The organism is Mycobacterium sp. 3519A (genome assembly GCF_900240945.1).
Classification (GTDB): Bacteria; Actinomycetota; Actinomycetes; order Mycobacteriales; family Mycobacteriaceae; genus Mycobacterium.
The window spans coordinates 1,650,606-1,675,778 of sequence record NZ_OESG01000013.1 but is presented as its reverse complement, the minus strand read 5'-3'; the positions used below and the strand labels follow the sequence as shown (position 1 = coordinate 1,675,778).

At 66.3% G+C, this 25,173-nt stretch carries 25 protein-coding genes; 12 read left to right on the top strand and 13 right to left on the bottom strand.

The window, feature by feature from the left end; genetic code table 11:
* The first annotated feature begins 2 nt into the window (after positions 1–2).
* The 7 genes from C1A30_RS15970 to C1A30_RS15940 are packed head-to-tail and all read left to right on the top strand — an operon-like array spanning position 3 to position 4,484.
* Positions 3–347 (top strand): lycopene cyclase domain-containing protein, encoded by a 345-nt coding sequence (locus tag C1A30_RS15970; protein ID WP_101949198.1) that lies wholly within the window; start codon positions 3–5, stop codon positions 345–347.
* Positions 344–673 (top strand): lycopene cyclase domain-containing protein, encoded by a 330-nt coding sequence (locus tag C1A30_RS15965; RefSeq protein WP_101949197.1) that lies wholly within the window; start codon positions 344–346, stop codon positions 671–673. Before C1A30_RS15970 ends, C1A30_RS15965 begins: the two co-directional genes overlap by 4 nt.
* Complete coding sequence (locus tag C1A30_RS15960) at positions 670–1,380, top strand: class I SAM-dependent methyltransferase (protein WP_101949196.1); 711 nt, start codon at positions 670–672, stop codon at positions 1,378–1,380. Before C1A30_RS15965 ends, C1A30_RS15960 begins: the two co-directional genes overlap by 4 nt.
* Positions 1,377–2,900 (top strand): FAD-dependent oxidoreductase, encoded by a 1,524-nt coding sequence (locus tag C1A30_RS15955; RefSeq protein WP_101949195.1) that lies wholly within the window; start codon positions 1,377–1,379, stop codon positions 2,898–2,900. Before C1A30_RS15960 ends, C1A30_RS15955 begins: the two co-directional genes overlap by 4 nt.
* Positions 2,897–3,904, top strand: coding sequence for a DUF5914 domain-containing protein (locus C1A30_RS15950; RefSeq protein WP_101949194.1), 1,008 nt, complete (start codon positions 2,897–2,899; stop codon positions 3,902–3,904). The genes C1A30_RS15955 and C1A30_RS15950 overlap by 4 nt, the downstream gene beginning before the upstream one ends.
* A 32-nt stretch (positions 3,905–3,936) precedes the next feature.
* Positions 3,937–4,149 carry a DUF2945 domain-containing protein gene (locus C1A30_RS15945; RefSeq protein ID WP_101950243.1) on the top strand — a complete coding sequence of 71 codons (213 nt, stop codon included), beginning with the start codon at positions 3,937–3,939 and terminating at the stop codon, positions 4,147–4,149.
* A 5-nt stretch (positions 4,150–4,154) separates the two neighbouring features.
* Complete coding sequence (locus C1A30_RS15940) at positions 4,155–4,484, top strand: DUF3140 domain-containing protein (protein ID WP_101949193.1); 330 nt, start codon at positions 4,155–4,157, stop codon at positions 4,482–4,484.
* Here the strand turns inward: C1A30_RS15940 and idi are convergent.
* Positions 4,426–5,016 (bottom strand): isopentenyl-diphosphate Delta-isomerase, encoded by a 591-nt coding sequence (gene idi, locus C1A30_RS15935; protein WP_235009930.1) that lies wholly within the window; start codon positions 5,014–5,016, stop codon positions 4,426–4,428. The genes C1A30_RS15940 and idi overlap by 59 nt on opposite strands.
* A 46-nt stretch (positions 5,017–5,062) precedes the next feature.
* Positions 5,063–5,929: a MerR family transcriptional regulator gene (locus C1A30_RS15930; protein WP_235009928.1), complete on the bottom strand. Its 867-nt coding sequence runs from the start codon at positions 5,927–5,929 to the stop codon at positions 5,063–5,065.
* Between the two features lie 101 nt (positions 5,930–6,030).
* Here C1A30_RS15930 and C1A30_RS15925 point away from each other — a divergent pair, with 101 nt between their 5' ends.
* Positions 6,031–6,459: a hypothetical protein gene (locus tag C1A30_RS15925; RefSeq protein ID WP_101950241.1), complete on the top strand. Its 429-nt coding sequence runs from the start codon at positions 6,031–6,033 to the stop codon at positions 6,457–6,459.
* A gap of 58 nt (positions 6,460–6,517) precedes the next feature.
* Here the strand turns inward: C1A30_RS15925 and ilvC are convergent, their stop codons facing one another.
* From ilvC to C1A30_RS15910, 3 genes are read right to left on the bottom strand one after another with little or no spacing between them, the layout of a single operon-like run.
* Positions 6,518–7,519 carry a ketol-acid reductoisomerase gene (ilvC, locus tag C1A30_RS15920; RefSeq protein WP_200828364.1) on the bottom strand — a complete coding sequence of 334 codons (1,002 nt, stop codon included), beginning with the start codon at positions 7,517–7,519 and terminating at the stop codon, positions 6,518–6,520.
* Positions 7,520–7,557: 38 nt separating this feature from the next.
* Positions 7,558–8,064 (bottom strand): acetolactate synthase small subunit, encoded by a 507-nt coding sequence (gene ilvN / locus C1A30_RS15915; protein ID WP_101949190.1) that lies wholly within the window; start codon positions 8,062–8,064, stop codon positions 7,558–7,560.
* Positions 8,064–9,929 (bottom strand): acetolactate synthase large subunit, encoded by a 1,866-nt coding sequence (locus tag C1A30_RS15910; protein WP_101949189.1) that lies wholly within the window; start codon positions 9,927–9,929, stop codon positions 8,064–8,066. Before C1A30_RS15910 ends, ilvN begins: the two co-directional genes overlap by 1 nt.
* 295 nt (positions 9,930–10,224) lie before the next feature.
* On the opposite strand from C1A30_RS15910, the gene C1A30_RS15905 reads away from it, so the two are divergent.
* Complete coding sequence (locus tag C1A30_RS15905) at positions 10,225–10,566, top strand: PH domain-containing protein (protein ID WP_101950240.1); 342 nt, start codon at positions 10,225–10,227, stop codon at positions 10,564–10,566.
* Here the strand turns inward: C1A30_RS15905 and C1A30_RS15900 are convergent.
* Positions 10,563–11,366, bottom strand: coding sequence for a DoxX family protein (locus C1A30_RS15900; RefSeq protein ID WP_101949188.1), 804 nt, complete (start codon positions 11,364–11,366; stop codon positions 10,563–10,565). The two genes, C1A30_RS15905 and C1A30_RS15900, sit on opposite strands and share 4 nt — an antisense overlap.
* A gap of 123 nt (positions 11,367–11,489) precedes the next feature.
* On the opposite strand from C1A30_RS15900, the gene C1A30_RS15895 reads away from it, so the two are divergent.
* On the top strand, positions 11,490–12,611 hold the full coding sequence (locus C1A30_RS15895; protein ID WP_101949187.1) for a sorbosone dehydrogenase family protein: 1,122 nt from the start codon (positions 11,490–11,492) through the stop codon (positions 12,609–12,611).
* A 31-nt stretch (positions 12,612–12,642) separates the two neighbouring features.
* Here the strand turns inward: C1A30_RS15895 and C1A30_RS15890 are convergent, their stop codons facing one another.
* Positions 12,643–15,825: an adenylate/guanylate cyclase domain-containing protein gene (locus C1A30_RS15890; RefSeq protein ID WP_101949186.1), complete on the bottom strand. Its 3,183-nt coding sequence runs from the start codon at positions 15,823–15,825 to the stop codon at positions 12,643–12,645.
* 110 nt (positions 15,826–15,935) lie between these two features.
* Between C1A30_RS15890 and C1A30_RS15885 the strand changes: the two genes are divergently transcribed.
* Positions 15,936–17,168 (top strand): glycosyltransferase, encoded by a 1,233-nt coding sequence (locus tag C1A30_RS15885; protein WP_101949185.1) that lies wholly within the window; start codon positions 15,936–15,938, stop codon positions 17,166–17,168.
* On the opposite strand, the gene C1A30_RS15880 is transcribed toward C1A30_RS15885, so the two are convergent.
* The 4 genes from C1A30_RS15880 to C1A30_RS15865 form a co-directional block, all read right to left on the bottom strand.
* Positions 17,165–18,157 carry an IS481 family transposase gene (locus tag C1A30_RS15880; protein ID WP_101950239.1) on the bottom strand — a complete coding sequence of 331 codons (993 nt, stop codon included), beginning with the start codon at positions 18,155–18,157 and terminating at the stop codon, positions 17,165–17,167. The genes C1A30_RS15885 and C1A30_RS15880 overlap by 4 nt on opposite strands.
* A 432-nt stretch (positions 18,158–18,589) precedes the next feature.
* Positions 18,590–19,672 (bottom strand): IS110 family transposase, encoded by a 1,083-nt coding sequence (locus C1A30_RS15875; RefSeq protein WP_200828278.1) that lies wholly within the window; start codon positions 19,670–19,672, stop codon positions 18,590–18,592.
* A gap of 115 nt (positions 19,673–19,787) precedes the next feature.
* Positions 19,788–21,290, bottom strand: a complete 1,503-nt coding sequence (gene gatB / locus C1A30_RS15870; protein ID WP_101949183.1) for an Asp-tRNA(Asn)/Glu-tRNA(Gln) amidotransferase subunit GatB — start codon at positions 21,288–21,290, stop codon at positions 19,788–19,790.
* 23 nt (positions 21,291–21,313) lie between these two features.
* On the bottom strand, positions 21,314–21,787 hold the full coding sequence (locus C1A30_RS15865) for a MarR family winged helix-turn-helix transcriptional regulator (protein ID WP_101949182.1): 474 nt from the start codon (positions 21,785–21,787) through the stop codon (positions 21,314–21,316).
* A 75-nt stretch (positions 21,788–21,862) separates the two neighbouring features.
* On the opposite strand from C1A30_RS15865, the gene C1A30_RS15860 reads away from it, so the two are divergent.
* Positions 21,863–22,558 carry an NAD(P)-dependent oxidoreductase gene (locus tag C1A30_RS15860; protein ID WP_101949181.1) on the top strand — a complete coding sequence of 232 codons (696 nt, stop codon included), beginning with the start codon at positions 21,863–21,865 and terminating at the stop codon, positions 22,556–22,558.
* Positions 22,559–22,637: 79 nt separating this feature from the next.
* Here the strand turns inward: C1A30_RS15860 and C1A30_RS15855 are convergent, their stop codons facing one another.
* Together C1A30_RS15855 and gatA are read right to left on the bottom strand one after the other, a co-directional pair.
* Positions 22,638–23,669: an ATP-dependent 6-phosphofructokinase gene (locus C1A30_RS15855; RefSeq protein ID WP_067802143.1), complete on the bottom strand. Its 1,032-nt coding sequence runs from the start codon at positions 23,667–23,669 to the stop codon at positions 22,638–22,640.
* A 17-nt stretch (positions 23,670–23,686) separates the two neighbouring features.
* Positions 23,687–25,171, bottom strand: a complete 1,485-nt coding sequence (gatA, locus tag C1A30_RS15850) for an Asp-tRNA(Asn)/Glu-tRNA(Gln) amidotransferase subunit GatA (RefSeq protein ID WP_101950238.1) — start codon at positions 25,169–25,171, stop codon at positions 23,687–23,689.
* Positions 25,172–25,173: the final 2 nt, after the last annotated feature.

Here is a 25,173-nt window from a genome sequence, read left to right as displayed (position 1 = left end):
CGATGGACAGATGGCAGTACCTGCTCGTGTTGGCGGCCTGCCTGGCGATAACGGCTCCGCTGGAGTTCTTCGGTCAAGGCGTCTACCGCAGGCGGCGGCGCGTCGCAACCGCGGTGCTGCCGGTCACGGCGATCTTCGTGCTGTGGGACGCGGTGGCGATCGCTGCGCACGTCTGGACGTACAACCCGCGCTACGTCACGGGTCTCGAGTTGCCCGGCGCCCTGCCGATCGAGGAACTGCTCTTCTTCGTGGTGATACCGCTGTGCGGGTTGCTCACCTACAACGCGGTGGAGACGATCCTGTGCTGGGCTCGGCGCAGCGAGCGACTGGAGGAACACGTACCGTGACCGGACTCGGCTACACGTTGCCCGCCGTGCTGGCGGTCATCGTGGTGTGCGTCATCGAATTCGCCCTACTGCGTACCGGATTGTTCCGCCGCCCGGGCTACTGGATCTCGATGGCGATCGTGTTCGGCTTCCAGATTCTCGTCGACGGGTGGTTGACCAAACTGTCCGCACCGATCGTCATCTACGACGACCGTCACACCAGTGGGCTTCGGTTTCCGCTCGACATCCCGGTCGAGGATTTCCTGTTCGGGTGGGCGATGGTCACCGCGGTGCTGCTGCTGTGGGAACGCCAGCGCAGACGCCAGACGCGGAAGGACGCACGATGAATCTCACCCACCACGATGTGCCCGGCGCGTTCGACGCAGGCGCGGCAAGCTACGACAAACTGGTCGGCGCCAACCCCGGCTACCATGCGCACCTTCGGATTTCCGCGCAGCGGATGCGGATACCGAACGGCGGCCGCGGGTTACGCCTGCTCGACGCCGGTTGTGGCACCGGCGCTTCCACGGCCGCGCTGCTGGCGGCGGCGCCGCACGCGCAGATCGTCGCGGTCGACGGTTCGGCGGGCATGCTCGCTCAGGCCAGGTCCAAGACATGGCCTGAATCGGTGCGTTTCGTGCACAGTCGCATCGAACACCTCACCGATACCGGCGTCGTCGGCCCGTTCGACGGCATCTTCGCCGCTTACCTGATCCGCAACATCGACGACCGCGACGCGCAGTTGCGGTCGTTCGGTTCGCTGCTGCAGCCAGGTGCCACACTGGCCATCCACGAGTACTCGGTGCGCGATTCGCGCGTCGCCACCGCGATATGGAACGCGGTGTGCGCCGCGATCATCATCCCGAGCGGACGCCTGCGCACCGGCGACGCCGCGCTCTACCGATACCTGCGCCGCAGCGTCAACGAATTCGACGGCGCATCCGTATTCCGAAACCGGTTGCGGGACAACGGCTTCGTCAACGTGCGCAGTGCGTCGATGCCCGGCTGGCAACGCAACATCGTGCACACCTTCCTCGCGGAAGCGCCGCGATGACCGACCCCCGCCGGGTGACCCACCGGACCCACCATGGACTCCCCGACGCGGCTGGGCTGGCACCCAGGCCGCGCGTGGTCGTGGTCGGCGCGGGCATCGCCGGGCTCGCGGCGGCGACCGGACTGGCCGAACGCGGTGTCACGGTCGAGGTCATCGAGCGCGAAACCTATCTCGGCGGACGGGTCGGCGGCTGGCCCGAACCGCTGTCCGACGGCACCTCCGGCGCGATGAACCGCGGATTCCACGCGTTCTTCCGGCAGTACTACAACCTGCGTTCCCTGCTGCGCCGGGTCGATCCCGCGCTGCGGATGCTGACCCCCGTCGACGACTACCCGTTGGTCGACGCGCACGGCAGGCGCGACACGTTTCGCGGCCTACCGCAGACCCCGCCGTTCAATGCGCTCGCTTTCGCCTTGCGCAGTCCGACCTTTCGGCTCAGGGACATGGCGCGCCTCAACGCCCGTGCCGCCGCGCCGCTGGCCGCGGTCTCGGTGCCCGCCACCTACCACCTGCTCGACCACCAGGACGCCGAGTCGTTTCTGCGCGACATCAACTTCCCGGAAGCCGCGCGCCATCTCGCCTTCGAGGTGTTCTCCCGGAGCTTCTTCGCCGAACCCCGCGATCTGTCCGCGGCCGAACTCGCGACCATGTTCCACATCTATTTTCTCGGTTCCAGCGAGGGCCTGGTGTTCGATGTCGCGAACGACAACTTCGACGTCGCACTGTGGAACCCGCTGCGGGGATACCTGAGTTCTCTTGGCGTGCAGTTTCATACCGGCCAATCGGTGACCGCTGTCGATGCAGGAACCCGGTTCTCGGTGGAGTCAGATTCCGGGCACACCTACGACGCGGACGGCGTCGTGCTGGCGACCGATACGGCGGCCCTGCAACGCATCGTCGAGCAGTCGCCGGGCCTCGGCGACGACGCATGGCGGCGGCAGGTCGCCGACCTGCGGACTGCCGCACCGTTCGTCGTGCACCGGCTGTGGCTCGACAGCGCGGTGCGTGCTGAGCGGCCTGCGTTCCTCGGCACGGGCGGGCGATCGCCCCTGGACAACGTCAGCGTGCTGGAACGCTACGAGCGGCAGGCCGCGGAGTGGACCCGCCGCACGGGTGGCTCTGTCATCGAACTGCATTCCTATGCGACAACGTCGAGCGACGGTCTCGGCGAGCGGCTGCTGGCCCGGCTGCACGAGATCTACCCGGAAACGCGCGCGGCCAGGATCCTGGATGAAAAGGCGCTGTGCCGCAACGACTGTCCCCGCTTCGCCCCTGGCGATTTCGCCAACCGTCCACGCGTCGTCACCCCGCGGGACGGACTCGTGCTGGCCGGAGACGGGATCCGGATCGATCTGCCCGTGGCGCTGATGGAACGGGCGGCGACCACGGGGTGGGCCGCGGCCAACGAACTGTTGCGGCGGTTCGGGGTGACGGGGCACGACATCCAGACGGTGCCGGTGCGGGGTCGGTCGGCCACGCTGCGGCGCCTGGCCGGCCGGGAAAGGCGAGTGCTGCAATGAAAATGGTCGACAAGTTCGCGCAGCGGTGGGCGAAGACATCCCCGTTCGAGCTGTTGCCACGGATGCAATGGTCGCATCAGCAACCCACGTATCGCGACGCACAACCCGCCGTCATCACGGCGGCGCTGGAGCGCTCGCAGCGACGGCCGAGCGGTAACTGGTACGCGGTGGCCGACAGCGACAGCATCCGGAACCACCCCGTCAGCCTTCGCGTCGCGGGCAAGGACCTTGTCGCGTGGCGCGGCGAAGACGGCGCATTACACGTCGGTCCCGGCGAATGTCCGCATCTCGGCGCCGATCTCAGCACGGGCAAGATCGACTGCGGCGCGTTGATCTGCCCATGGCACGGACTTCGACTCGACGGCAGCCGCCAATTCGGCTGGCGGCCGCGACCGTCGCACGACGACGGGGTACTGGCATGGGTGCGACTCGACGACGTCGGCGGCGAGCAGCCCACCGATATGCCGGTGGTGCCTGCGCGGCCCGACGGCAATCGCATCCACGCCGTGACGCGTCTGGTCGGCACCTGCGAACCACGCGACATCATCGCCAACCGGATGGATCCCTGGCACGGATCATGGTTCCACCCCTACTCATTCACGCGACTGGACGTGCTCAGCAGCCCACCGTCGGGCGACGACCTGCCCGAGGACCTCGACCGCTTCCTGGTGGCCGTCACGTTCCGGATCGGCAGGCTTGGCATTCCGGTGATCGCCGAATTCACCAGCCCCGAACCGCGCACCATTCTCATGCGGATCATCGACGGCGAAGGGTCAGGCAGTGTGGTGGAAACCCATGCCACTCCCCTGGGCCCCGGTGCCGACGGGCTGCCGAGAGCGGCGGTACTCGAGGCGGTGATCGCACACTCGGACAGACCGGGATTCGTGCACGCCTTACGCGGCGCGGCGTTGATCACTCCGCTGATGCGGCGCGCGGCCGGCAGGTTGTGGCGCGACGATCTCGAATACGCCGAGCGGCTTTTCCAGCTACGCACTCGTCCGTGAATCGTTTCCGCGTCGCCGGGTATCCCGCCACCATGACCGAAAACTTGAAGAAGGGCGACAAGGTGCAGTGGCGCAGTCACGGCAGCACCGTCACCGGAACCGTCGAAGAGAAGATCACCTCTGACACCGAAAGCGCCGGTCGCTCGGTGCGCGCATCCAAAGACGAGCCGCAGTACCGGGTCCGCAGCGACAAGAGCGGTCGCGACGCCGTGCACAAGCCCGGCGCACTACGGCGAGCCAAGTAGGCATCATGTCCGACGACAAGTCGACCACTTACAAAGACTTCAACGACGTCGTGAACATGACCGCGGCGGAACTCGAAAAATGGCTGGACACTGAGGAATCCAAGAAGGTCGGGCAGAAGTCCGGCAACGACGAGTCGACCGGGCACGCCAGCGGTCGCCGCATCATCGAACTGTTGCGGTCGAAGAAGTCCGATCTGTCCGACGACGACTATTCCCATATGCGCAAAGTCGTCGGCTACGCACATCGGCACCTGGCGCAACGGCCGTCCGGTGACATCAACGAGTCGGCGTGGCGCTACTCGCTGATGAACTGGGGTCACGATCCGTGTAAGTGAACGGCTCCAGCAGCGGAATCTGCTGTACGGCCCACGGACTGATGGCCCACGGCAATCCGGCCGCCGAGCGCAGGTCATCCCACGGCACCCAGCGGTGCTCCATCACCTCGTCGGGCATCGGCCGGACGGGGCCGTCGGCGTGTGCAAGGAACACCGGGCAGATCTCGTTCTCCACGGTGCCGTCGGCGGCGATCGCCCGGTACCGGAAGTCAGGCAACACACACTCGACCGAGTGCAGCGACAGCCCGAGTTCCTGCTGAGCGCGTCGATGCACCGCGGCCGCGACGCTCTCCCCCGGCGACGGGTGCCCACAGAACGAATTCGTCCACACCCCTGGCCACGTCCGCTTGCCAAGCGCGCGGCGCGTCAACAACACCCGCCCGTCGGGGTCGAACACGTAACACGAAAACGCCAGGTGCAGCGGGGTATCCCGGTGGTGGACGGCGGCTTTGGCGGCGGCACCGATCGCCCGCCCGTCGTCGTCCACCAACACCACCTGCTCGTCATCGGTGCGCACAGTCGTCACAGACACGATGCAGATATACCCATTCAACCGACGCGTAATCGATGCGATCAGGCTACCCCGTCAGATGGTCGACCGCGGCCGCCAGGCTGTCGACCCGCACCGCCTGTTTCGGCAATCTCGCAGACGCCCAACCGGGTCCGCCCATTATCAGCCGGGCGCCTGCTCCGATGACGGCCTTCACCGTTGCCATGTCCGCGGTTTGCGGCGTCTGCGACCACAGCACCACCGTGACCGCCTCACTATGGCGCTCAACGGCGTCGATCAACGCTGCGCTCGGCACGTCAGCGCCGAGCATCAGCGCACCGCGACCGTGATCGCCAAGCGCGGCGCGCAACGCCTCCAGCGCCAGGGTGTGGGTTTCGTTCTCGGCGCACGCCAGGATGATCGTCGGGGCGTCGTCGGCAACGATGGGCAACCGCTGCAGTGATCGCGAAACCGTCCACGACAGCGCGTGTTCGACGTCGATACACCCCTCGCCTTCGGATTGCCGCGCTTCGATGGCGGCGAATGCGGGCCTGACCAACTGTTCCCACGCTTCGACCACCCCGAAGTGACGCAGGTAGCGATCCAACTGTCGGCCCGCGGCAACGACATCGAGGTTGAAGGCGGAGGTGATCAACGACGCCGCGTCCGGCCCGGCGGGCGCCACCGCGTCCAGCGCCGCGCGTGCCGCACTGCCGGGATTCACGCCCGCATCGATCATTTCGCGCATGCGATCGACCACCGCGATGTCGGCTTCGCTGTAGAGGCGGTGCCTGCCGGGACTGTGACCGGCAGGACCGACACCGTAACGCAGATTCCAACTGCGCAGCGTCGGCACGGGCACACCGACACGGTCGGCCACCGCACCGACGGTGTACCGGGGCAGCTCCGCATCGTCGTGCGCGCGGCCGCCCTTGCGTGTGGGTCTCTGGCTCACTGATTCTCCAACCTCGACAGGATAAAGCCCGACGACCGCCCTGTAACCATCCAATGCACGATCGATGCAACATTTTCTGCGAAGGGGGTACCCCTGACCGCATGAGCGCATCCGTAGATGACAAGCACAGCCGTCCCGACGGGTTGGACGATGCAACGGTCGAGGCGGTGGGAAAGGTGTCCGAAGCCCTGGAATGGGTCGAGCGGGCACGCGGTGAGCTGTACTCGTTCCACCAGTTGATGGGCCGCGCGGACCTACTGCTCGGGGACGCGTGCGATCTGCTGCGCGACGCCGGACACCAGGCCGTCGCCGACCGGCTGGAAGAAGAGGTGGTCGGCCGAAACGTGCTCTACGGGCGCTGGACGTTTCAAATCGTCGAGGACTTCGACGACAACTACTGGTCGGTGTTCCGCGACCACGAGCGCCGGGTGCGCGACGAGTTGCAGCAGGGCCGCAGGCACATCTTCGAAGCGGAAATGAAGGAGCGGCGCCGCAGCCACGGTAAAGCTGGCCACGAGCGCCGCCCCTGATTGCGGCTTGTGTGCGTTTCCGAGCGGTGAGCGCTCCGGGACGCACACAAATCGCTGATTAAGCGGTTTCGGTGATCGGGCGGTCGACCCAGCTCATCAGGTCGCGCAGCTTCTTACCGGTCACCTCGATCGGATGTTCGGCGTTCTGCTTGCGCAGCGCCTCGAGTTCCTTGTTGCCACCCTCGACGTTGGCGACCAGCCGCTTGACGAAGCTGCCGTCCTGAATGTCCTTCAGAATTGCGCGCATCCGCTCCTTGGTGCCCTCGTCGATGACGCGCGGGCCCGAGATGTAGCCGCCGAACTCCGCGGTGTCAGACACCGAGTAGTTCATCCGCGCGATGCCGCCCTCGTACATCAGGTCGACGATCAGCTTGAGCTCGTGCAACACCTCGAAGTACGCCATCTCCGGTGCGTAGCCGGCCTCGACCATGATGTCGAAGCCCGCCTTGACCAGTTCCTCGGTGCCACCGCACAGCACGGCCTGCTCACCGAAGAGGTCGGTCTCGGTCTCTTCCTTGAAGTCGGTCTTGATGACGCCAGCGCGGGTGCCGCCGATGGCCTTGGCGTAGGACAGCGCGAGCGCCTCGCCCTCACCCTTGGGGTCCTGGTCCACGGCGATCAGGCAGGGCACACCCTTGCCGTCGACGAACTGGCGGCGCACCAGATGCCCGGGGCCCTTCGGCGCGACCATGCCGATCGTGACGTTGGCGGGCGGCTTGATCAGGTTGAAGTGGATGTTGAGGCCGTGGCCGAAGAACAGCGCATTGCCGTCTTCCAGATTCGGCTCGATGTCGTTCTTGAAGATCTCGGCCTGCGCGGTGTCGGGCGCCAGCAGCATGATCACGTCGGCCCACTTGGCGACCTCGGCGGGCGTATCCACCTCGAGGCCCTGCTCGGTGACCTTGTCGCGAGACTTGGACCCTTCCTTGAGGCCAACTTTCACCTGTACACCGGAGTCGCGCAGCGAAAGCGAATGCGCATGGCCCTGGCTGCCGTACCCGATGACGCCGACCTTGCGTCCCTGAATGATCGACAGGTCCGCGTCGTCGTCATAGAACATCTCAACTGCCACTGTGTTTTCCTTCTCTAATTCGGGGCTTACTTGACGGTGCCGATACCGCGTGGGCCGCGCGACAACGAGACCACGCCGGACTGCACGAGTTCACGGATGCCGTAGGGCTCCAGAACTCGCAGCAACGCCTCCAGTTTCTCGGGGGTACCGGTGGCCTCGATCGTCAGCGACTCCGTAGACACATCAACGACTTTGGCACGGAAAAGATTCACTGCCTCGATGACCTGGCTGCGCGTGGTGGCGTCAGCCCGCACCTTGATCAGCGCCAGTTCCCTGTCGACCGAGTTGTCGGGTTCCTGTTCGACGATCTTGATCACGTTGACCAGCTTGTTCAACTGCTTGGTGATCTGCTCCAGCGGCGAGTCCTCGACGTTGACCACGATGGTCATCCGGGACATGTCCTTTTGTTCGGTGGCCCCGACGGCCAGCGAACAGATGTTGTAGCCACGCCGTGAGAACAGCGACGCGACGCGGGCGAGCACGCCGGGTTTGTCCTCGACGAGCACCGACAGTGTGTGCGTCTTCATCGTCATCAGGCGTGTCCTTCTTGGGGATCGTCGAACAGCGGGCGGATGCCGCGTGCTGCCTGGATCTCGTCGTTGCTGGTGCCCGCGGCCACCATGGGCCACACCTGCGCGTCGGCGCCGACGATGAAGTCGATCACGACGGGGCGGTCGTTGATCTCCCGCGCCTGCTTGATCACGTCTTCGACGTCTTCGGCACGCTCACAACGCAATCCGACGCAGCCCAGCGCCTCGGCCAGCATCACGAAATCGGGGATGCGGTGGCTGTGCGTGGCGAGATCGGTTTGGCTGTACCGCTCTTCGTAGAACAGCGTCTGCCACTGGCGCACCATGCCGAGGTTGCCGTTGTTGATGATGGCCACCTTGATCGGTGCGCCCTCGACGGCGCAGGTGGCCAGTTCCTGGTTGGTCATCTGGAAGCAACCGTCGCCGTCGATGGCCCACACCTCGGCCTCCGGACGGCCGAACTTGGCGCCCATCGCGGCGGGAACCGCGAAGCCCATGGTGCCGAGCCCGCCGGAGTTGAGCCACGTCTTCGGGTTCTCGTATTTGATGAACTGCGCGGCCCACATCTGGTGCTGACCAACGCCTGCGACGTACACCGCGTCGGGACCGGCCATCTTGCCCAGTGTTTCGATGACGTACTCCGGTGAGAGGCTGCCGTCGCTCTGCGGGCCGTAGCTCAGCGGGTAGGTGGCCTGCACACCGCGCAGGTACTCCCACCAGTTGTCGATGTTGATCGATCCGATGGTGCCGTCCTTGCGCAGCGCCTCGATCAGATCGGTGATGACGGCCTTGACGTCGCCCACGATCGGGACGTCGGCGTGCCGGTTCTTGCCGATCTCGGCGGGGTCGATGTCGGCGTGGATCACCTTGGCCTCAGGGGCGAAGGAGTCCAGCTTGCCGGTCACGCGGTCATCGAAGCGGGTGCCGAGCGCGATCAGCAGGTCGCTGCGCTGCAACGCGGCCACCGCACTCACCGTGCCGTGCATGCCCGGCATGCCCATGTGTTGCGGATGGCTGTCCGGGAACGCGCCGCGGGCCATCAGCGTGGTCACGACGGGGATGCCGGTCAACTCCGCCAGGTTCAGCAGTTCCTCGGTGGCCTCACCGCGGATCACGCCGCCGCCGACGTAGAGCACCGGCTTGCGGGCCGCTGCGATCAGCTTGGCCGCCTCACGGATCTGGCGGTTGTGCGGTTTGGTGTTCGGCTTGTAGCCGGGCAGGTCCATCTGTGGCGGCCAACTGAAGGTGCACTGCCCCTGCAGCACGTCCTTCGGGATGTCGACGAGCACCGGCCCCGGCCGACCCGACGAGGCGATGTGGAACGCCTCGGCGATCGCCCTCGGGATGTCGTCGCCGTTGCGCACCAGGAAGTTGTGCTTGGTGATCGGCATCGTGATACCGGAGATGTCGGCTTCCTGGAAGGCGTCGGTACCGATCAGACCGCGTCCGACCTGACCGGTGATGGCCACCATCGGGATCGAGTCCATGTGCGCATCGGCCAACGGGGTGACCAGGTTGGTGGCGCCGGGTCCCGACGTCGCCATGCACACCCCGACCTTGCCGGTGGCGTGTGCGTAGCCACTGGCCGCATGGCCTGCGCCCTGCTCGTGGCGGACCAGCACGTGCCGCAGCTTCTGCGAGTCGAAAAGCGGGTCGTAGACCGGCAACACGGCGCCGCCGGGGATGCCGAAGATGACGTCGACCTCGAGTTCCTCGAGTGACCGGATTACGGCTTGCGCACCGGTGAGTTGATGCGGTGCAACGCGTTTCGGTTGCGCGGGGCCGGCCTTGTGGGCTGGCTTGGCGGCAGCAGACGCGGGGTGTCCGCCATTTGTCTGCTCCGGCGGTCGCGTGGTGGGTGCGCTCACGGTGTCCTCGTTATCTCCGTCGTCGTCTCTAGGATCTCAAATCGGTGTTGGGGCAAGAAAAAACCCCCGTCAGCTGGGTCGCTGTACGAGGGTCGCGCGTCGATGCTGGTTGCTATGCCCGGCAGAAGGCAAGCGCGGCATCAACGCGCTTCCCAATTACTACGAGCAATGCCGGGGTCTGCATAACCGTCGACGGTAGCCCCTGCACTGGTCACTGGTCAAATTGCCTCGGAATGGGAGGATTGAGGGCGTGAGTTCGCCCGCCACCGCCAAGGCCGTCATCAAGATCTCGCCGATGGCGCACTTCGCCGTCGGATTCCTGGCGCTGGCCCTGCTGGCCGTGATCCTGGCCTTGCCGTCCTGGTCGGTGCTGCTGCTGATCATCCCGATCGGCTTGTCGGCGCTCATCGTCCGCTACCGCACGACGGCCGACCGAGACACCGTCACCGCCCGCACGCTGCTGGGCAGCCAGACGGTCGGATGGAACGACATCGCCGGCCTGCGGTTCGGCAAGAGTTCATGGGCCTACGCCCAGTTGAAGGACGGCGGCGAACTGCGACTGCCTGCGGTGACCTTCTCGACGCTGCCCCTGCTGACGGAGGCCAGCGGCGGCAGGGTGCCCAATCCGTACGACTAAGACAGCGGATTGCCGCCGTTGAGCAGCACCCACACCGCCACACCGCCGCCGATGCCCAGCACCAGGGCGACGAACGACCCCACGAACGGGCGGCGGGACCACCCGCGACCGGCGTCGAACCCGTAGCGGCCGGGCCCGATCAAGATGATCGCCGCGACCACCGCGAGCAGGATGACCTTGTATTCATGGCCGTCGGTGAGGAACGACCCCAACCTGGCCTGCTCGTGCGCGGTCATCGCGTCGGCGAGAACACCCGTCACCAGGTACGCCAGCGCGCCCGCGGCCGCCACCGGCGTGAACAGCCCGAGGACCAGCAGCACCCCGGCGGCGATCTGACCGCCGGTCGCCACATAGGTCAGGATGTCGGCGTACTTGAAGCCGGTGTCGGAAAGTTGTTGTTCGAGTCCGTCGAAGCCGGGTCCGCCCCACAGGCCGAACGCCTTCTGCAGCCCGTGCCCGATGAACAGCACGCCGACCGCGAGACGGAGAAGTAGGAGGCCGAGGTCCTGGGTGCCGCGCCGGTCACGCGCGCGGTCGCTGAGATCGGGTTCGATCTCGACGGGTTCTGCACCGTAGGCCCCGAGCGAATGTCGGCCACCCGGCTGCACGTACGGCAGCGGTTCCGGGTCGCTGATCAGGCCAAACGGCTCGCCGGATGACGACTTGGCCGAGTCGTAACGCGGGATCGCGGTGGTCTCGAAGTCGCCGGCGTAGTTCGAGGTCGGAAGATCGTCCTCGGGGTCGACCAGGCTCGCAGACGCCGGGCGCTGCCACGTGTGCGGATCAGGTTGACTGGTCACGATTGCCAGGGTAAGTGCTCGTCACCGGAGAATGGAGGATTGGCGCGGCGCTTTGGCTGCCCGATTCGCGGCTCACCGGCCGCGCGTGGCGCGTATCGCCGAACAATCCGTAACCTGGCTCGCATGAGACAGCGCCGACCCGTGCGGGGTGTGATTGTGCTGCTGTGTGCGGCGTTGCTCGTCGGGTCCGGCTGCGCGCGTTTCGACCAGGCCCAGTCGCAGCCCTTCACGACCGAACCCGAACTGAAGCCCGGTCCGTCGTCGTCACCGCCTCCCCCGCCGCCGCTGCCGCCCAAGCCGTTCCCGAAGGCCTGCCCGGCGCCCGGCGTCATGCAGGGGTGTCTGGAGAGCACGAGCGGGTTGATCATGCTTCCCGACAGCCAGTCGGCACTGGTCGCGGAGCGGACCACCGGCGCCGTGAAAGAGGTGTCCACCAGGGCCGAACCCAAGGTCAAGTTGACCATCCCGGTCGATCCGTCAGGGGACGGGGGGTTGATGGACATCGTGCTGTCGCCGACCTACTCGCAGGATCGGCTGATGTATGCCTACGTCAGCACGCCGACCGACAACCGCGTGATCCGCATCGCCGACGGCGACATCCCCAAGCCGATCCTGACCGGCATCCCGAAAGGTCCGACCGGCAACACCGGTGCGCTGATCTTCACCAGCCCGACGACGCTGGTCGTGCAGACCGGCGACGCGGGCAATCCCGCCCAGGCCGCCGATCCCGCTTCGCTGGCGGGCAAGGTGCTGCGCCTGGAACAGCCGACCACGGTCAACCCGGCGCCGCCGACGACCGCGCTGTCAGGGATGGGTGCCGGCGGCGGCATGTGCATCGACCCGTCGGACGACGCGCTGTACATCACCGACCGCACCCCGACCGCCGACCGTCTGCAGCGGATCACCAAGGACTCCAAGGTGTCCACGGTGTGGACGTGGCCCGACCGGCCGGGGGTGGCGGGCTGCGCCGCGCTGGACGGCACAGTGCTGGTCAACCTCGTCAACACCAAACAGACCGTGGCGGTGCGGTTGGCGCCGGACACCGGCGCGGTCACCGGTGAACCCGAGGTGGTCCGCCAAGACCAGCACGGACACGCGTGGGCGTTGCAGTTGGCGCCCGACGGCAACGTCTGGGGCGCAACAGTGAACAAGACCTCCGGCGACGCGGAGAAGCTCGACGACGTCGTCTTCCCGCTGTTCCCGCAGGGCGGCGGATTCCCGCGCAGCAACGCCGACAACACTTAGCGCGGCTTGGCTTTGCGGCGAACGGCCGGGGCTAGCTGAGCATCCGACGAGCGCACGCTTCGTGGCCGCGGAACTGTGCGTCCTGCGCTGCGGCGAGGTAGCGCTCGGCATGGATGCGGTACCGCTGCTCGTCGCCCTGCGCCGATGCGAGCATCGCCCGCATACGCAGTACTTGCAATTCGTACAGCGTGAAGCCGGGCCCCTTCGCCGCCGCCAGCCGCTCGACTGCCGTGCACGCCTCGTCCAGGTCTGCAGGCCCGTCCCTGGCAAGCAGCGACTCGACCAGAACGCTTGTCGCCGTTGGGAGATCGAGCGCTCCCCCAGTTTCCTGCTGGCTGGCGATGACCCGCCGGGAGATCTCGATGGCACCAGCCAAATCGTTGGCGCGAGCCTTCTGCGCGGCCAATTGCACATCGATGGTCGGAACCTTCGCCATCATGAAACCTTCGCTCACCGCGGCGGACCGGGCTTCCTCGAGCAGGTCGAGGCCGAGCGCACGATCGCCGTCGGATGCCGCCAGCAGGACAATGCCGCGCGTCAACTGGGCACTGTGCAGCGCGAAGTCTTCACTGCACCGTTCCGCGATGTGCAGTGCTTCCGCTGAATCCCGTTGTGCCACCGCATCGGCGAGCAACGCACCGCAGGGGATGCCGAGGACGTACTTGAACATCACCATCGTGACGTATGTGGTGGGGTCGACTCGCGAGATCTCGATCGCCTGGTCGAAGCCTTCCCGCCACCCTGATCGCCCTAGAGCGCATCTGGCCGAGGCGACCATGCCGGTGGCATATGCCAACGGAGACCCGGTCAGGAAGTTGCCCCTGGTGGGATCACCCTGCGCCAGATCGATGACGCGCCGCGCCAGTCGCTCGACGTCAGCCATCTCCGCCGCTTCGTACTTGGCGTGAATCGCCGGATAGAGCATGCCGACGGTGAGGCCGGGCTGGTCGATCGCATCGATGAGGTCGACGTATTCCGCTGCGGCACTTGATGCCTCGCGAATGCGACCGACGACCGCGAGCTGGGACAGATATCCGGCCATCCCCATCGCGAGCGGAACCTGGTCCTCGGCTCGGGTGCACAACGCCCGCAACTCCTCGAAGCCCGTATCGGCGAGCCCACCACCCGCGCGCCAGGTGCTTCCGCAGAGCAGGGCGCGGGGGACGGTCCGCATCCAGCGGCGATCAGTGTCCTCCGCCGCCAATTCCTCGGCCAGCGCCTTCGCACGTTGCCAACTGCCGCGGGCCGCGCCGATGTCGCGGTTGGTGAACCAATTCCCCGCGCGCATATGCCAATTGAAGGCTTCGCGGATGTCACCTCCCGCTTCCAGATGCCCGGCGATCACCGCGGCGATGGCGTCTGCGGCCGCCTCGTGGCGATGCGCGAGCGCCGCGGCAAGGCGACGGTGCAGTTGTGCGCGTGCGCTTTTCAGCTGTGATTCATATGCGACGGTCCTGACCAGCGGATGGCGGAACACATACTCCGCAGGCGGTGTGAACACCACCTGATCGATCAGCTCGGAGTGGACCAACTCGGCCAGTTCGGCCGGGCCGGATTCGTCGGTGTCACCGAGCACGGCGTCGAGCAGGTCGACGGCGAAGCGGGATCCGATGATGGCCGCCGCGTTGAGCGTGCGCTTCGCCGAAGGGGTGAGCCGGTCGATGCGGGCACCGATCGTGGCTTGCAGCGTCGGAGGCACGCTGATGTCGGCGATGTCGAGTTGGCGGCGGTATGCACCGCGGTCCCCGACGATCACTTTCCGTTCGGCGAATTCCCTGACGATTTCCTGCACATAGAAGGGATTTCCGGCCGAGTGCTCGATGATGTTGGCCGCCAGCTCGGCTACTGAAGGATGCGAGCCGATGAGCTCGGTCGTCATCTCCCACGCAGCTGAGTTGTCAAGCGCGGCAAGTTCGATCGCCACCGCTGACGGCAGCCGCGAAAGCATACCGCCATACTCGGGCCGGTAGGTGATCACTACCATCGCCCGGCGCGCAGGGCTGCTCGCCAGCAGGTCGGCCAGGAGCGCCTCACTGGCGGGATCGATCCAATGCACGTCTTCGATCACATAAACCGTTGGCGTATCGGGCGACATCACCGATGCACCGATGAGCGCTGCCAGCCGTCGCCTGCGCGCCTCCGCCGAAACGTTCGGCACTGCGACAGCGGCTTCGCGCACACCGACGAGGTCCTCCAGTAGGAGCAGGTCATCGCGATCGGCGTCCCGAAAACGGTTGCGCAGCAACCTTCGACCTGATTCCCGCTCGTCGTCACCGATCTGCATGATCTCGCGAAGCAGCTTCGTCACCACGCCGAACGGCGCTTCGCTGGTATGCGATTCACAGAAGGTCGAAAACGTTTCCATCCCCGAGGCCTGCGCGATCTTCACCAGCTCGCGACAGAAGCGGCTCTTACCGATCCCGGCCGGACCGACGAGGTTGACGACGGATCCGTTGCCTCGGATGGTTTCGCCGACGATCCTGGTGACCGATCGGATCTCGTCGTCGCGTCCGACGAGGGTGGACTCACGTCGGCCCGCCACCGCCCTGCTGGCGAGCATCCCCCGCAGTCGCCGGGTGGGAACCGGCTTGGCCACGTTCTTGATGTTGACCAATGTGGGCTCGTCGAGCACGGCGATGTGTTCGACCAGCCGAGCGGTGGATTCGCTGATCATCACGCCACCGGCGGGTGCAATCGATTCCATTCGTTGCGCCATCCCGACCGGACTGCCGAAGGCGGTGTAACTGTCGGAGTCCGAACCGATTTGGCCGAACACCACGTCGCCGGAGTTCAATCCGACCCGCAGTGCCACCGGCATGCGGTCGCGACGCATGACCTCCTCGGCGAGGCGACCGGCTTCCTTCTGTATCTCCAGTGCGGCCACGCAGGCACGAATCGCGTGATCTTCCAATGCAATCGGGGCACCGAACAATGCCATGACCCCGTCGCCGGTGAATTGCTCGACAGCGCCCCCGTACCGCTGGATGACGGCGCCACACCTGTTGAAGATGTCGCCCATCACCTCACGGAGCCGTTCGGGGCCCAGGGCTGCCGCCAGATCCATGGACCGCTGCACGTCCACGAAAAGCACTGTCACCTGCTTGTGCTCGGCGTGGTTGTCGACCGGCGCCGCGATCGGAGATCCGCAGGCATCGCAGAACCGGGCGCCCGCGCGTGGCTCACTACCGCACCTGCGGCACGCCGACCCTGTCATGTGTGGATTCCCGCGTCGTGAAATGTGTGCTCGTCAAGCGTAAGACCCGAATGCGACGCCCGTGGTCGATAAGCTTCACGGTCATGTTCGACGCGCAGGGTCTCTAGCCCGTGGCGACGATCCTGGCGTACACCTCGCCGGCGTTCGGGAACCTCTTTCCGATCCTTGCGCTGCTCAAAGAACTGCAGCGCCGTGGACATCGAATCGTGCTGAAGACCTTGGCCGATGGCGTCGGCGTGGCAAGTGGCCTCGGTATCGAGTCGTCGGGTATCGATCGGCGCATCGAAGCGACGGCGATGACCGATTGGATGGCGCCGAATGGCCGCGCAGCATTGCAGGCGGCCTTCGGCGGATTCGGGCAACGGGCCACCTATGAAGTCGACGACCTTGGCGACAGCATCGCCGCCGTGCAGCCCGACGTGATAGTTGTCGACGCAAACTGTTGGGGCGCAGCGGCTGTGGCGGATACGTCCTCAGTGCCGTGGTTGTCGTTTTGGCCCTTCACACCGTTTCTGCGCTCGCGCGGCATGCCGCCATTCGGCCCAGGACTGTCGCCTTGGCCCGGTCTGCTCGGTCGACTGCGCGACACCGCGCTGCGGCCCGTCGTCGCCGGGGCGCTGGACAAGGCCTTGCTCCCGCCGGTGAACGCCGTTCGGGAACTCGCGGGTGCCAAGCCGGTCCGCAACGTCGATGAATGGATAAGGCGGCCACCGCTGATCTTGGTGGCGACCGCTGAACCGTTCGAGTACCCGCACCGGGACTGGGGTGAGGCTGTCGAACTGATCGGGCACTGCGACTTCGACCCGCCGGCCGCTGTGCCGCAGTGGCTCACCGACATCGACAAGCCGATCGTGTTGGTCACCACATCGTCTGATCCCCAAAACGACCTCCAACTGCCGGTCGTCACGATGGCGGCGCTGGCGGACCAGCAGGTGTGCGTGGTGGCCACCTATCCGTCCGGTGTGCCCGACGGAATCGTCGCGCCCCCCAACGCCGTCGTACGGGAGTTCGTGCCGCACGGCATGGTCCTTGATCGCGCCGTCTGCGCCATCACCCACGGTGGCATGGGCGCCACCCAGAAGGCGCTGGCACGCGGTGTTCCCGTCTGCGTGGTGCCGCACGGCCGCGACCAGTTCGAGGTCGCCAGGCGCGTCGAGGTGGCAGGCGCGGGCACCCGCCTGCCCGCGAAACGACTGACCGCGCGCAGGTTGAAAGCCAAAGTGCTGACGGCGATGTCGATGGCATCCGGTGCGCGGCGGGTGGCCGAGGGATTCACGGCGACCGGCGGCGTCGCCCGCGGTGCGGACCTCGTCGAACAGCGGCTACTTGGCGGCCGCGGCTAGCTGTACTGCCCAGGGAGGTTGGTCAACCGTGTGATGGGCGGGACCTTGCCGATCGCCGAGTGTTGCCGGTGGTGATTGTAGGTATGGAGCCAGGCTGGAAGTGCGGATCGTCGGGCTAGTTCGTTGGGGTAGTGGCGCGCGAAGGCCCATTCTTGGGCCATGGTGCGGTTGAACCGCTCGATCTTGCCGTTGGTCTGTGGGCGGTACGGCCGGGTGCGTTTGTGCTCGATCTGCAGTTCAGCGCACGAGTCGCGCCATGCGTGGGACTTGTAGCAGGGGCCGTTGTCGGTGAGGACGCGTTCGATGGTGACTCCGCGCATACGGAACCAGCCTGCTGCCCGGCGCAGGACACCAATGGCGGTCTGGGCGGTTTCGTTGTCGTGGATTTCGGCGTAGGCCACGCGCGAGTGGTCGTCGATGACGGTGTGCACGTAGGCATGCCCCATGATCGGTTGCCATCGATGGTTGCGGGTGGCGCCGGGAGTCGTAGTTCGATTCTTCGTGCCCTGGGCGCGGCCGACAAAGCGCCACCCACCGCCCACGGGGATGTTGCCAAGCTTTTTAACGTCGATGTGCATCAGCGAACCCGGATGATCGTGCTCGTAGCGTCTAATAATCTCACCAGTTCGAATGTCAATGTGCGACAGGCGATTCAGTCGACACCGCACTAGCACCGCGTGCACCGTGGAGGCTGGCATCGACAACCGGGAGGCGATCGCTAAGGGTGAGAGTCGATGCCGCCACCGTAGATGCACAATCTTTCGTACCAATGTCGAGGGTGTGCGCGTGGGGCTGCGGTGCGGCCGGCTGGATCGGTCGGTCATGCCTTGTGGGCCCATGGCCGCATACCGCGCGGCCCATCGCTTGGCGGTCGGCCAGGACACGTGGAAGTGCTCGGCGGCCCGAACAATCGGCCAGCCCTCCTCGACGACGCGACGCGCCAGTAGTAGGCGTCCACGAGGAGTCAAAACAGCATTAGCGTGGACCACGAAGGCCTCCTGATAGTTGCGGTGAAGTGGTAGCAGCTCCACCCCACGACAGGAGGCCTTCGCCATCAACGACCGCTACAGCGTGTCGTCACACTTCCCCAACCAACCTCCCTGGGCAGTACAGCTGATATGTAGGCACCGTTTGTCAATAGGCAGGTGAAAGCCGCCCCGGTTTTGCGTCGGGGCGGCTTTCGTTTGATCGGGGTTAGTCGGTGTCGCGGCGGTCGTTGGTCAACGACGGTGGTGTCAGACTGATATGCGCGGGTTGGGTACCGCAAGACGATGGTTCGGTGCGAACGGTGGCTGCTCTCTAGGGACGGGCGTCACACCAGTACTTCGGGGAATGCTGTTGTGGCTCATAGCTGTAACGCAGATCCAGTTCGCCTACCTCGCCGTCGACCGGCTGACTCCGATCAAGTTCGGTGGCGGTTGTTAGTTCAGCGTGGCAAGTGACCAGCACCAGCCGGCCAGTTCACGGGCGATCGCGACATTGGCCACCACGTGGTGTTTCTTACGTTCGTTGAACCGGCACCACTGCTGGTGCAGGCGCCGGTTTCCGGCATGCCCGCGATCCTTGAGCGCCGGGTCGACCTTGGCCCAGCGTGCCCGCATCGTCGGTCCAGGATTGCGGTAGGCCGCCCGGTGATGCCACGCCGCCTCGATCAACAATCGCCGCACATGGGCGTTGCCGGCCTTGGTGATCGAGCCCTGCACCCGGGATGCACCCGAGGAGTACTCGGTGGGGACCAAGCCGACGTAGGCGCCGATCGAGGCGCCAGTGAACCGGGTCCAGTCACCGATCTCGACGCTCAACGCCAGCCCGGTCAGCGCCGAAATCCCCCGTAGACACCCCAATCGATTGACCGGGTCAGCCCAGCGCGGCGAGGCTGCCACGGTGACGATCTGCTGGTCGAGACGAGCTCTGGCGGCGGTGGCCGTCAAGACGGCGTCGAAGTGATGGTCGAATGCCGCCATGGTGTGGGAATCGTCAAATCGTTGTCGACGAAGCCAGGTTTCGTGCACCCCGTTCCATGCCTGCCCACCGCAGTACACCCGGCCGTGGCGCAGCAATAGTTTGGACAACCGGTGCCGGACTCGCATCAGATCAGCGCGCGCGTCTTCACGCGCACGCACCAGATCGCGCACCGCCTCCACGTCGGCCTCGGGCACGGTGACCGCGGTGATCTCGCCCAGACGCAGTAACCGGGTCAGATGCGCGGCATCGCGGGCATCGGTCTTGACCCGATCCCCGGCAGGACGGATCAACTTCGACGGCGCGGCAACCACGCAGTCGATCTCGGCGGCGGCCAAAGCCCGCGCGAGCCCGAACCCCGTCGGCCCAGCCTCATAGGCCACCCGTACCGGACCTCGCAGCCGGTCTAGCCACGCCAGGATCTCGCCGTGATCGGGACACAACCGTGCCCGCTCAACCCGCCCCGTTTCTTCATCGACGGCATGGGCAACCACCGAAAGCGCATGCACGTCCAACCCGACACTCGTACCGTTGAAACTCACCGGAGGCCTCCTGATCTGCAACTGTGGCTCTACCGATGCGAGTGTTCACTCATCGTCGGCAACCCACGTCCGATTGCAGCCCGAGGCCTTCGGCCTCAAGTCGCCTCCATACCGTCTAGCTGCAGGCGGCCAACACCAGTTCGCGCACGCGAGCGGCGTCGGCCTGACCCTTGGTCGCTTTCATCACCGCGCCGACGATGGCGCCCGCGGCCTGCACCTTGCCACCGCGGATCTTCTCGACGACGTCGGGATTTGCGGCCAGCGCTTCGTCGACGGCGGCTTGCAGTGCGGAGTCGTCGCGCACGACTTCCAGGCCGCGGTCCTTCATCACCTGTTCGGGTTCGCCTTCGCCTGCCAGCACGCCTTCGACCACCTGACGGGCCAGCTTGTTGGACAGCTTGCCGTCGTCGACCAGCTTGACCACCGCGGCCACCTGCGCCGGGGTGATCGGCAGCGCGTCGAGTTCGACGCCTGATTCATTTGCTTTCTGCACCAAGAAATTTCCCCACCACGCGCGAGCCTGCTCACTCGAGGCGCCGTGTTCGACGGTGGCGGTGATCAAGTCGATGGCGCCGATGTTGACCAGGTCGCGCATCACCTCGTCGGAGATGCCCCAATCCTCTTGGATTCGCTTGCGCTGCAACCACGGCAGCTCGGGAATGGTCTGGCGCAACTGCTGCACCCAGTCCGCGTCGGGCGCCACCGGTTCGAGATCCGGTTCGGGGAAGTAGCGGTAATCCTGCGCGGTCTCCTTGCTGCGGCCCGGCGAGGTGTAGCCGTCTTCGTGGAAGTGCCGGGTCTCCTGCACCACCCGGCCCCCCGACTCGAGAACCGCTGCCTGGCGGCGCATCTCGTAGCGCACCGCCACCTCGACACTCTTCAGCGAGTTCACGTTCTTGGTCTCGGTGCGGGTGCCGAACTCCTGCTGGCCGATCGGCTTGAGCGACACGTTGGAGTCACAGCGCATCGAGCCCTGATCCATGCGGACATCGGAGACGCCCAAACCGCGCAGCAGGTCACGCAGCGCTGTCACGTAGGCGCGGGCGATCTCTGGCGCGCGGTCGCCGGTGCCTTCGATCGGCTTGGTGACGATCTCGATCAGCGGCACGCCGGACCGGTTGTAGTCGATCAGCGACGTCGTGGCGCCCGCGATGCGGCCGGTCTCACTGCCGAGGTGGGTGAGCTTGCCGGTGTCCTCCTCCATGTGCGCCCGCTCGATCTCGACGCGCCAGGTGGTGCCGTCGTCGAGCGGGACGTCGAGATAGCCGTTGATCGCGATCGGTTCGTCGTATTGCGAGATCTGGTAGTTCTTCGGCATGTCCGGGTAGAAGTAGTTCTTCCTGGCGAACCGGCACCACGGCACGATCTCGCAATTGAGCGCCAGCCCGATGCGGATGGCCGACTCCACCGCCTTCTGGTTGAGCACCGGCAGCGAGCCGGGCAGGCCGAGGCAGACCGGGCATACCTGGGTGTTGGGCTCGGCGCCGAACTTGTTGGCGCAGCCGCAGAACATCTTGGTCGCGGTGGACAGTTCGACGTGCACCTCGAGGCCGAGTACCGGTTCGTAGCGCGCGACGACGTCGTCGTAATCGAGCAGTTCAGCAGCGGCGATCGTCATGACTCGATCGTAGTGGGAGCGGCCTAGCTCAGTTTCGGGTGCACGCCAGGGGTGAGCCCGGCCGCCGTCGACATCCGTTGCAGGTACTGCAGCACCGCTTTGCGCTCGGCGTCGCTGAGCGCTGCGGTGATCTCGTCCTCCTGGGCGCTGCCCTGTGCATCCAGTTCAGGCAGCAGGTCACGGGCCTTGTCGGTCAAGGTCACGGCGAACGCGCGCCGGTCGGCGGGGTGCGGCATGCGCTTGACCAGGCCGTCACGTTCCAGGTTGTCGACGATCGTGACCATCACGTTGCGGTGGATGCCGAGCTGCGTCGACAACTCGCGCTGGGACCGGCCGTCGTCTTCGCTGAGCGCCTTGAGCACCGCATATGCACGCGGCGCCACCCCGAACGGTTCCAGTCGACGGACGAAATCCTCGGCGAGGTACACGCCGAGCTGCGAGAGCAGGAACGGGATGCGCTGGTGAAGCGCGGCGATTCCGGCGTCGCGGTCGGCCATGGCCCTACATTAGCACCCTCAGGTGATAGTCACGTATTATGATAATCAAATGCAGGTGATCAATTAGGAGGACTCATGCGCATCGTCGTCTTCGGGGCGAACGGACAGACCGGCAGGTTGCTGACGCGCCTTGCGCTCGACAAGGGGCATTCCGTCGCGGCGGTCACCCGGCGACCCGACGACTTTCCGTTCGCCGATCCACATCTGACGGTCGCCCGCGCCGATGTGCGCGAACCCTCGTCACTGGCCGACGTCGTGCGCGGCGCCGACGCCGTCGTCTCCACACTCGGTGTGCCGTTCAGCACCCGCCCCATCGACACCTATTCGGTGGGTGTGCGCAACATCGCCGACGCAATGCACGCCACGGGTGTGCGACGGTTGGTCGTCGTGAGTTCGACGGGCGCGTACCACTACCCGAACCGCATCGACACGCCCCTGTCGCTGCGCATCGTCGAACCGGTGATCACCCGCACCATCGGCAAGAGCACCTACGACGATCAACGCCGCATGGAGGACATCGTTCGGGCCAGCGGTCTGGATTGGACCGTGGTCCGGCCGTCGGGCCTGTTCGATCTGCCGGAGCCGACGAATTATGTTGCGGGCGAGGTGAATCCGATCGGCGGCTGCACCGCCCGCAGCGACCTGGCCGACTACATGATCGCGTTGGCAGGCGATCCGTCAGCCGCGGGCAAAACCGTGGTCGTCTCGACGACGGAGCGCACGCCGACGATGTGGCAGATGGTCCGCCGCGAAGCCTTCAAGAGCGCGTGATTCCCAAGCGCGAACAGACGCAAAGTGTCCCGACACGCCGGAAAAAACGCACACTTTGCGTCTGTTCGCGCAGGGGGACTCAGCCGAAGAATTCGGCGGCGTCGTCGTAGCGGGACTGCGGCACCAGCTTCAACTGGCGCGTGGCGTCGGCCAGCGGCACCCGGCCGATCTCCTGGCCGCGCAGCGACACCATCATCCCGTATTCGCCCGCGTGGGCCGCGTCGGCGGCATTCACCCCGAACCGGGTGGCGAGCACGCGGTCGTAGGGCGTCGGCGTGCCGCCACGCTGCACATGCCCGAGCACGGTGACGCGCACCTCTTTGTTGATCCGCTTCTCGACCTCGACGGCCAGTTGCTGCGCGACGCCGGTGAACCTCTCATGGCCGAACTCGTCGATGCCGCCCTCGCGCAATTGCATGGTGCCCGCGGCGGGTTTGGCGCCTTCGGCGACCACGCAGATGAAGTGCGAATCGCCACGGACGAAGCGCGCCTTGATCAGTCGGCAGACCTCTTCGACGTCGTAGGGCTGCTCGGGAATCAACGTCATGTGCGCGCCGGACGCCAGACCCGCGTTCAGCGCGATCCACCCGGCGTGGCGGCCCATCACCTCCACCAGCATCACCCGCTGATGGGACTCGGCCGTGCTGTGCAGCCGGTCGATGGCCTCGCTGGCGACGCCGAGCGCGGTGTCGTGGCCGAACGTGACGTCGGTGCAGTCGATGTCGTTGTCGATGGTCTTCGGCACCCCGACGACGGGCACGTTCTCCTCGGACAACCAGTGCGCAGCGGTGAGAGTGCCTTCGCCGCCGATCGGGATCAGCACGTCGATGCCGTTGTCGTCGAGGGTCTGCTTGATCTGGTCGAGCCCGGCGCGCAGTTTCTCGGGATGCACCCGCGCGGTGCCGAGCATGGTGCCGCCCTTGGCGAGCAGCCGGTCGTTACGGTCGTCGTTCGCAAGCTGGATCCGCCGGTTTTCCAGCAGACCACGCCAGCCGTCCTGGAAACCGACGACCGACGAGCCGTAGCGCACATCGCAGGTGCGAACCACCGCCCGGATCACCGCGTTCAGTCCTGGACAGTCACCCCCACCGGTGAGAACTCCGATTCGCATGAGTCCATCCTCCCCCGTCAGATCGCGGTTGGCAGCGGACCCCGGGCAACTTCATACGCCGCACCGACGCGATACAGCCGATCGTCGGCCAGCGCCGGCGCCATGATCTGCAGGCCCACCGGCAGGTTGTCGTCCGGCGACAGCCCCGAGGGCACCGACATGCCGCAGTGTCCGGCCAGGTTCAGCGGCAACGTGCACAGGTCGAACAGATACATCGCCAGCGGATCGTCGACCTTCTCCCCCAACGGGAACGCGGTGGTCGGGGTCGCAGGCGAGATCAACACGTCGACCTTCTTGTACGCCTCGTCGAGGTCCCGCGCTATCAGCGTGCGTACCTTCTGCGCCTGGTTGTAGTACGCGTCGTAGTAACCCGCGGACAACGCATACGTGCCAATCATGATGCGGCGCTTGACTTCTGGCCCGAACCCCGCGGCCCGCGTCATCGCCATCACCTCTTCGGCGCTGTGTGTGCCGTCGTCGCCGAGGCGCAGCCCGTACCGCATCGCGTCGAACCGCGCCAGGTTCGACGACACCTCCGACGGCAGGATCAGGTAGTAGGCCGGCAACGAATAGTCGAAGTGCGGGCAGTCGACCTCGCTGACCTCCGCGCCCAGCTTCGTCAACACCTCGACCGCGGCGTTGAACGATGCGAGCACCCCGGCCTGGTACCCCTCGCCGCGGAGTTGCTTGACGATGCCGATCCGCACGCCCTTGAGGTCACCGGACGCCCCCGCCCGCGCCGCGGCAACCACATCGGGCACCTCGGCCTCCACCGAAGTGGAGTCCTTCGCGTCGTGGCCCGCGATGACCTGGTGCAGCAGCGCGGTGTCGAGCACGGTGCGCGCGCACGGGCCGCCCTGGTCCAGTGAGGACGCGCAGGCGATCAGCCCGTACCGCGACACGGTGCCGTAGGTCGGCTTCACGCCGACCGTCGCGGTCAACGCCGCGGGCTGGCGGATCGACCCGCCGGTGTCCGATCCGATCGCCAGCGGCGCCTGGAATGCGGCCAGCGCCGCCGCGCTGCCACCGCCCGATCCGCCCGGCACCCGGTCGACGTTCCACGGATTGCGGGTCGGCCCGTACGCCGAGTTCTCGGTGGACGACCCCATCGCGAATTCGTCCATGTTCGTCTTGCCGAGGATCGGGATGCCCGCCGCGCGCAACCGCACGGTGACGGTGGCGTCGTACGGCGACGTCCAGCCCTCGAGGATCTTCGACCCGCAGGTGGTCGGCATGTTGGTGGTGGTGAAGACATCCTTGAGCGCCAGCGGCACCCCGGCGAGCGCGGACGGCAGCGTCTCACCCGCGGCGACGGCCGAATCGATGCGCGCCGCCCTGCCCAACGCCTCGTCGGCCGCGACGTGCAGAAACGCGTGGTACTTCTCGTCGGTCTCGGCGATCTGGTCCAGGCAGGCGCGGGTCACCTCGACCGACGACAACTCCTTGGCGGCGATCTTCGCGCCTAACGTGGCGGCGTCGAGCCGGACGATGTCGGAACTCATGC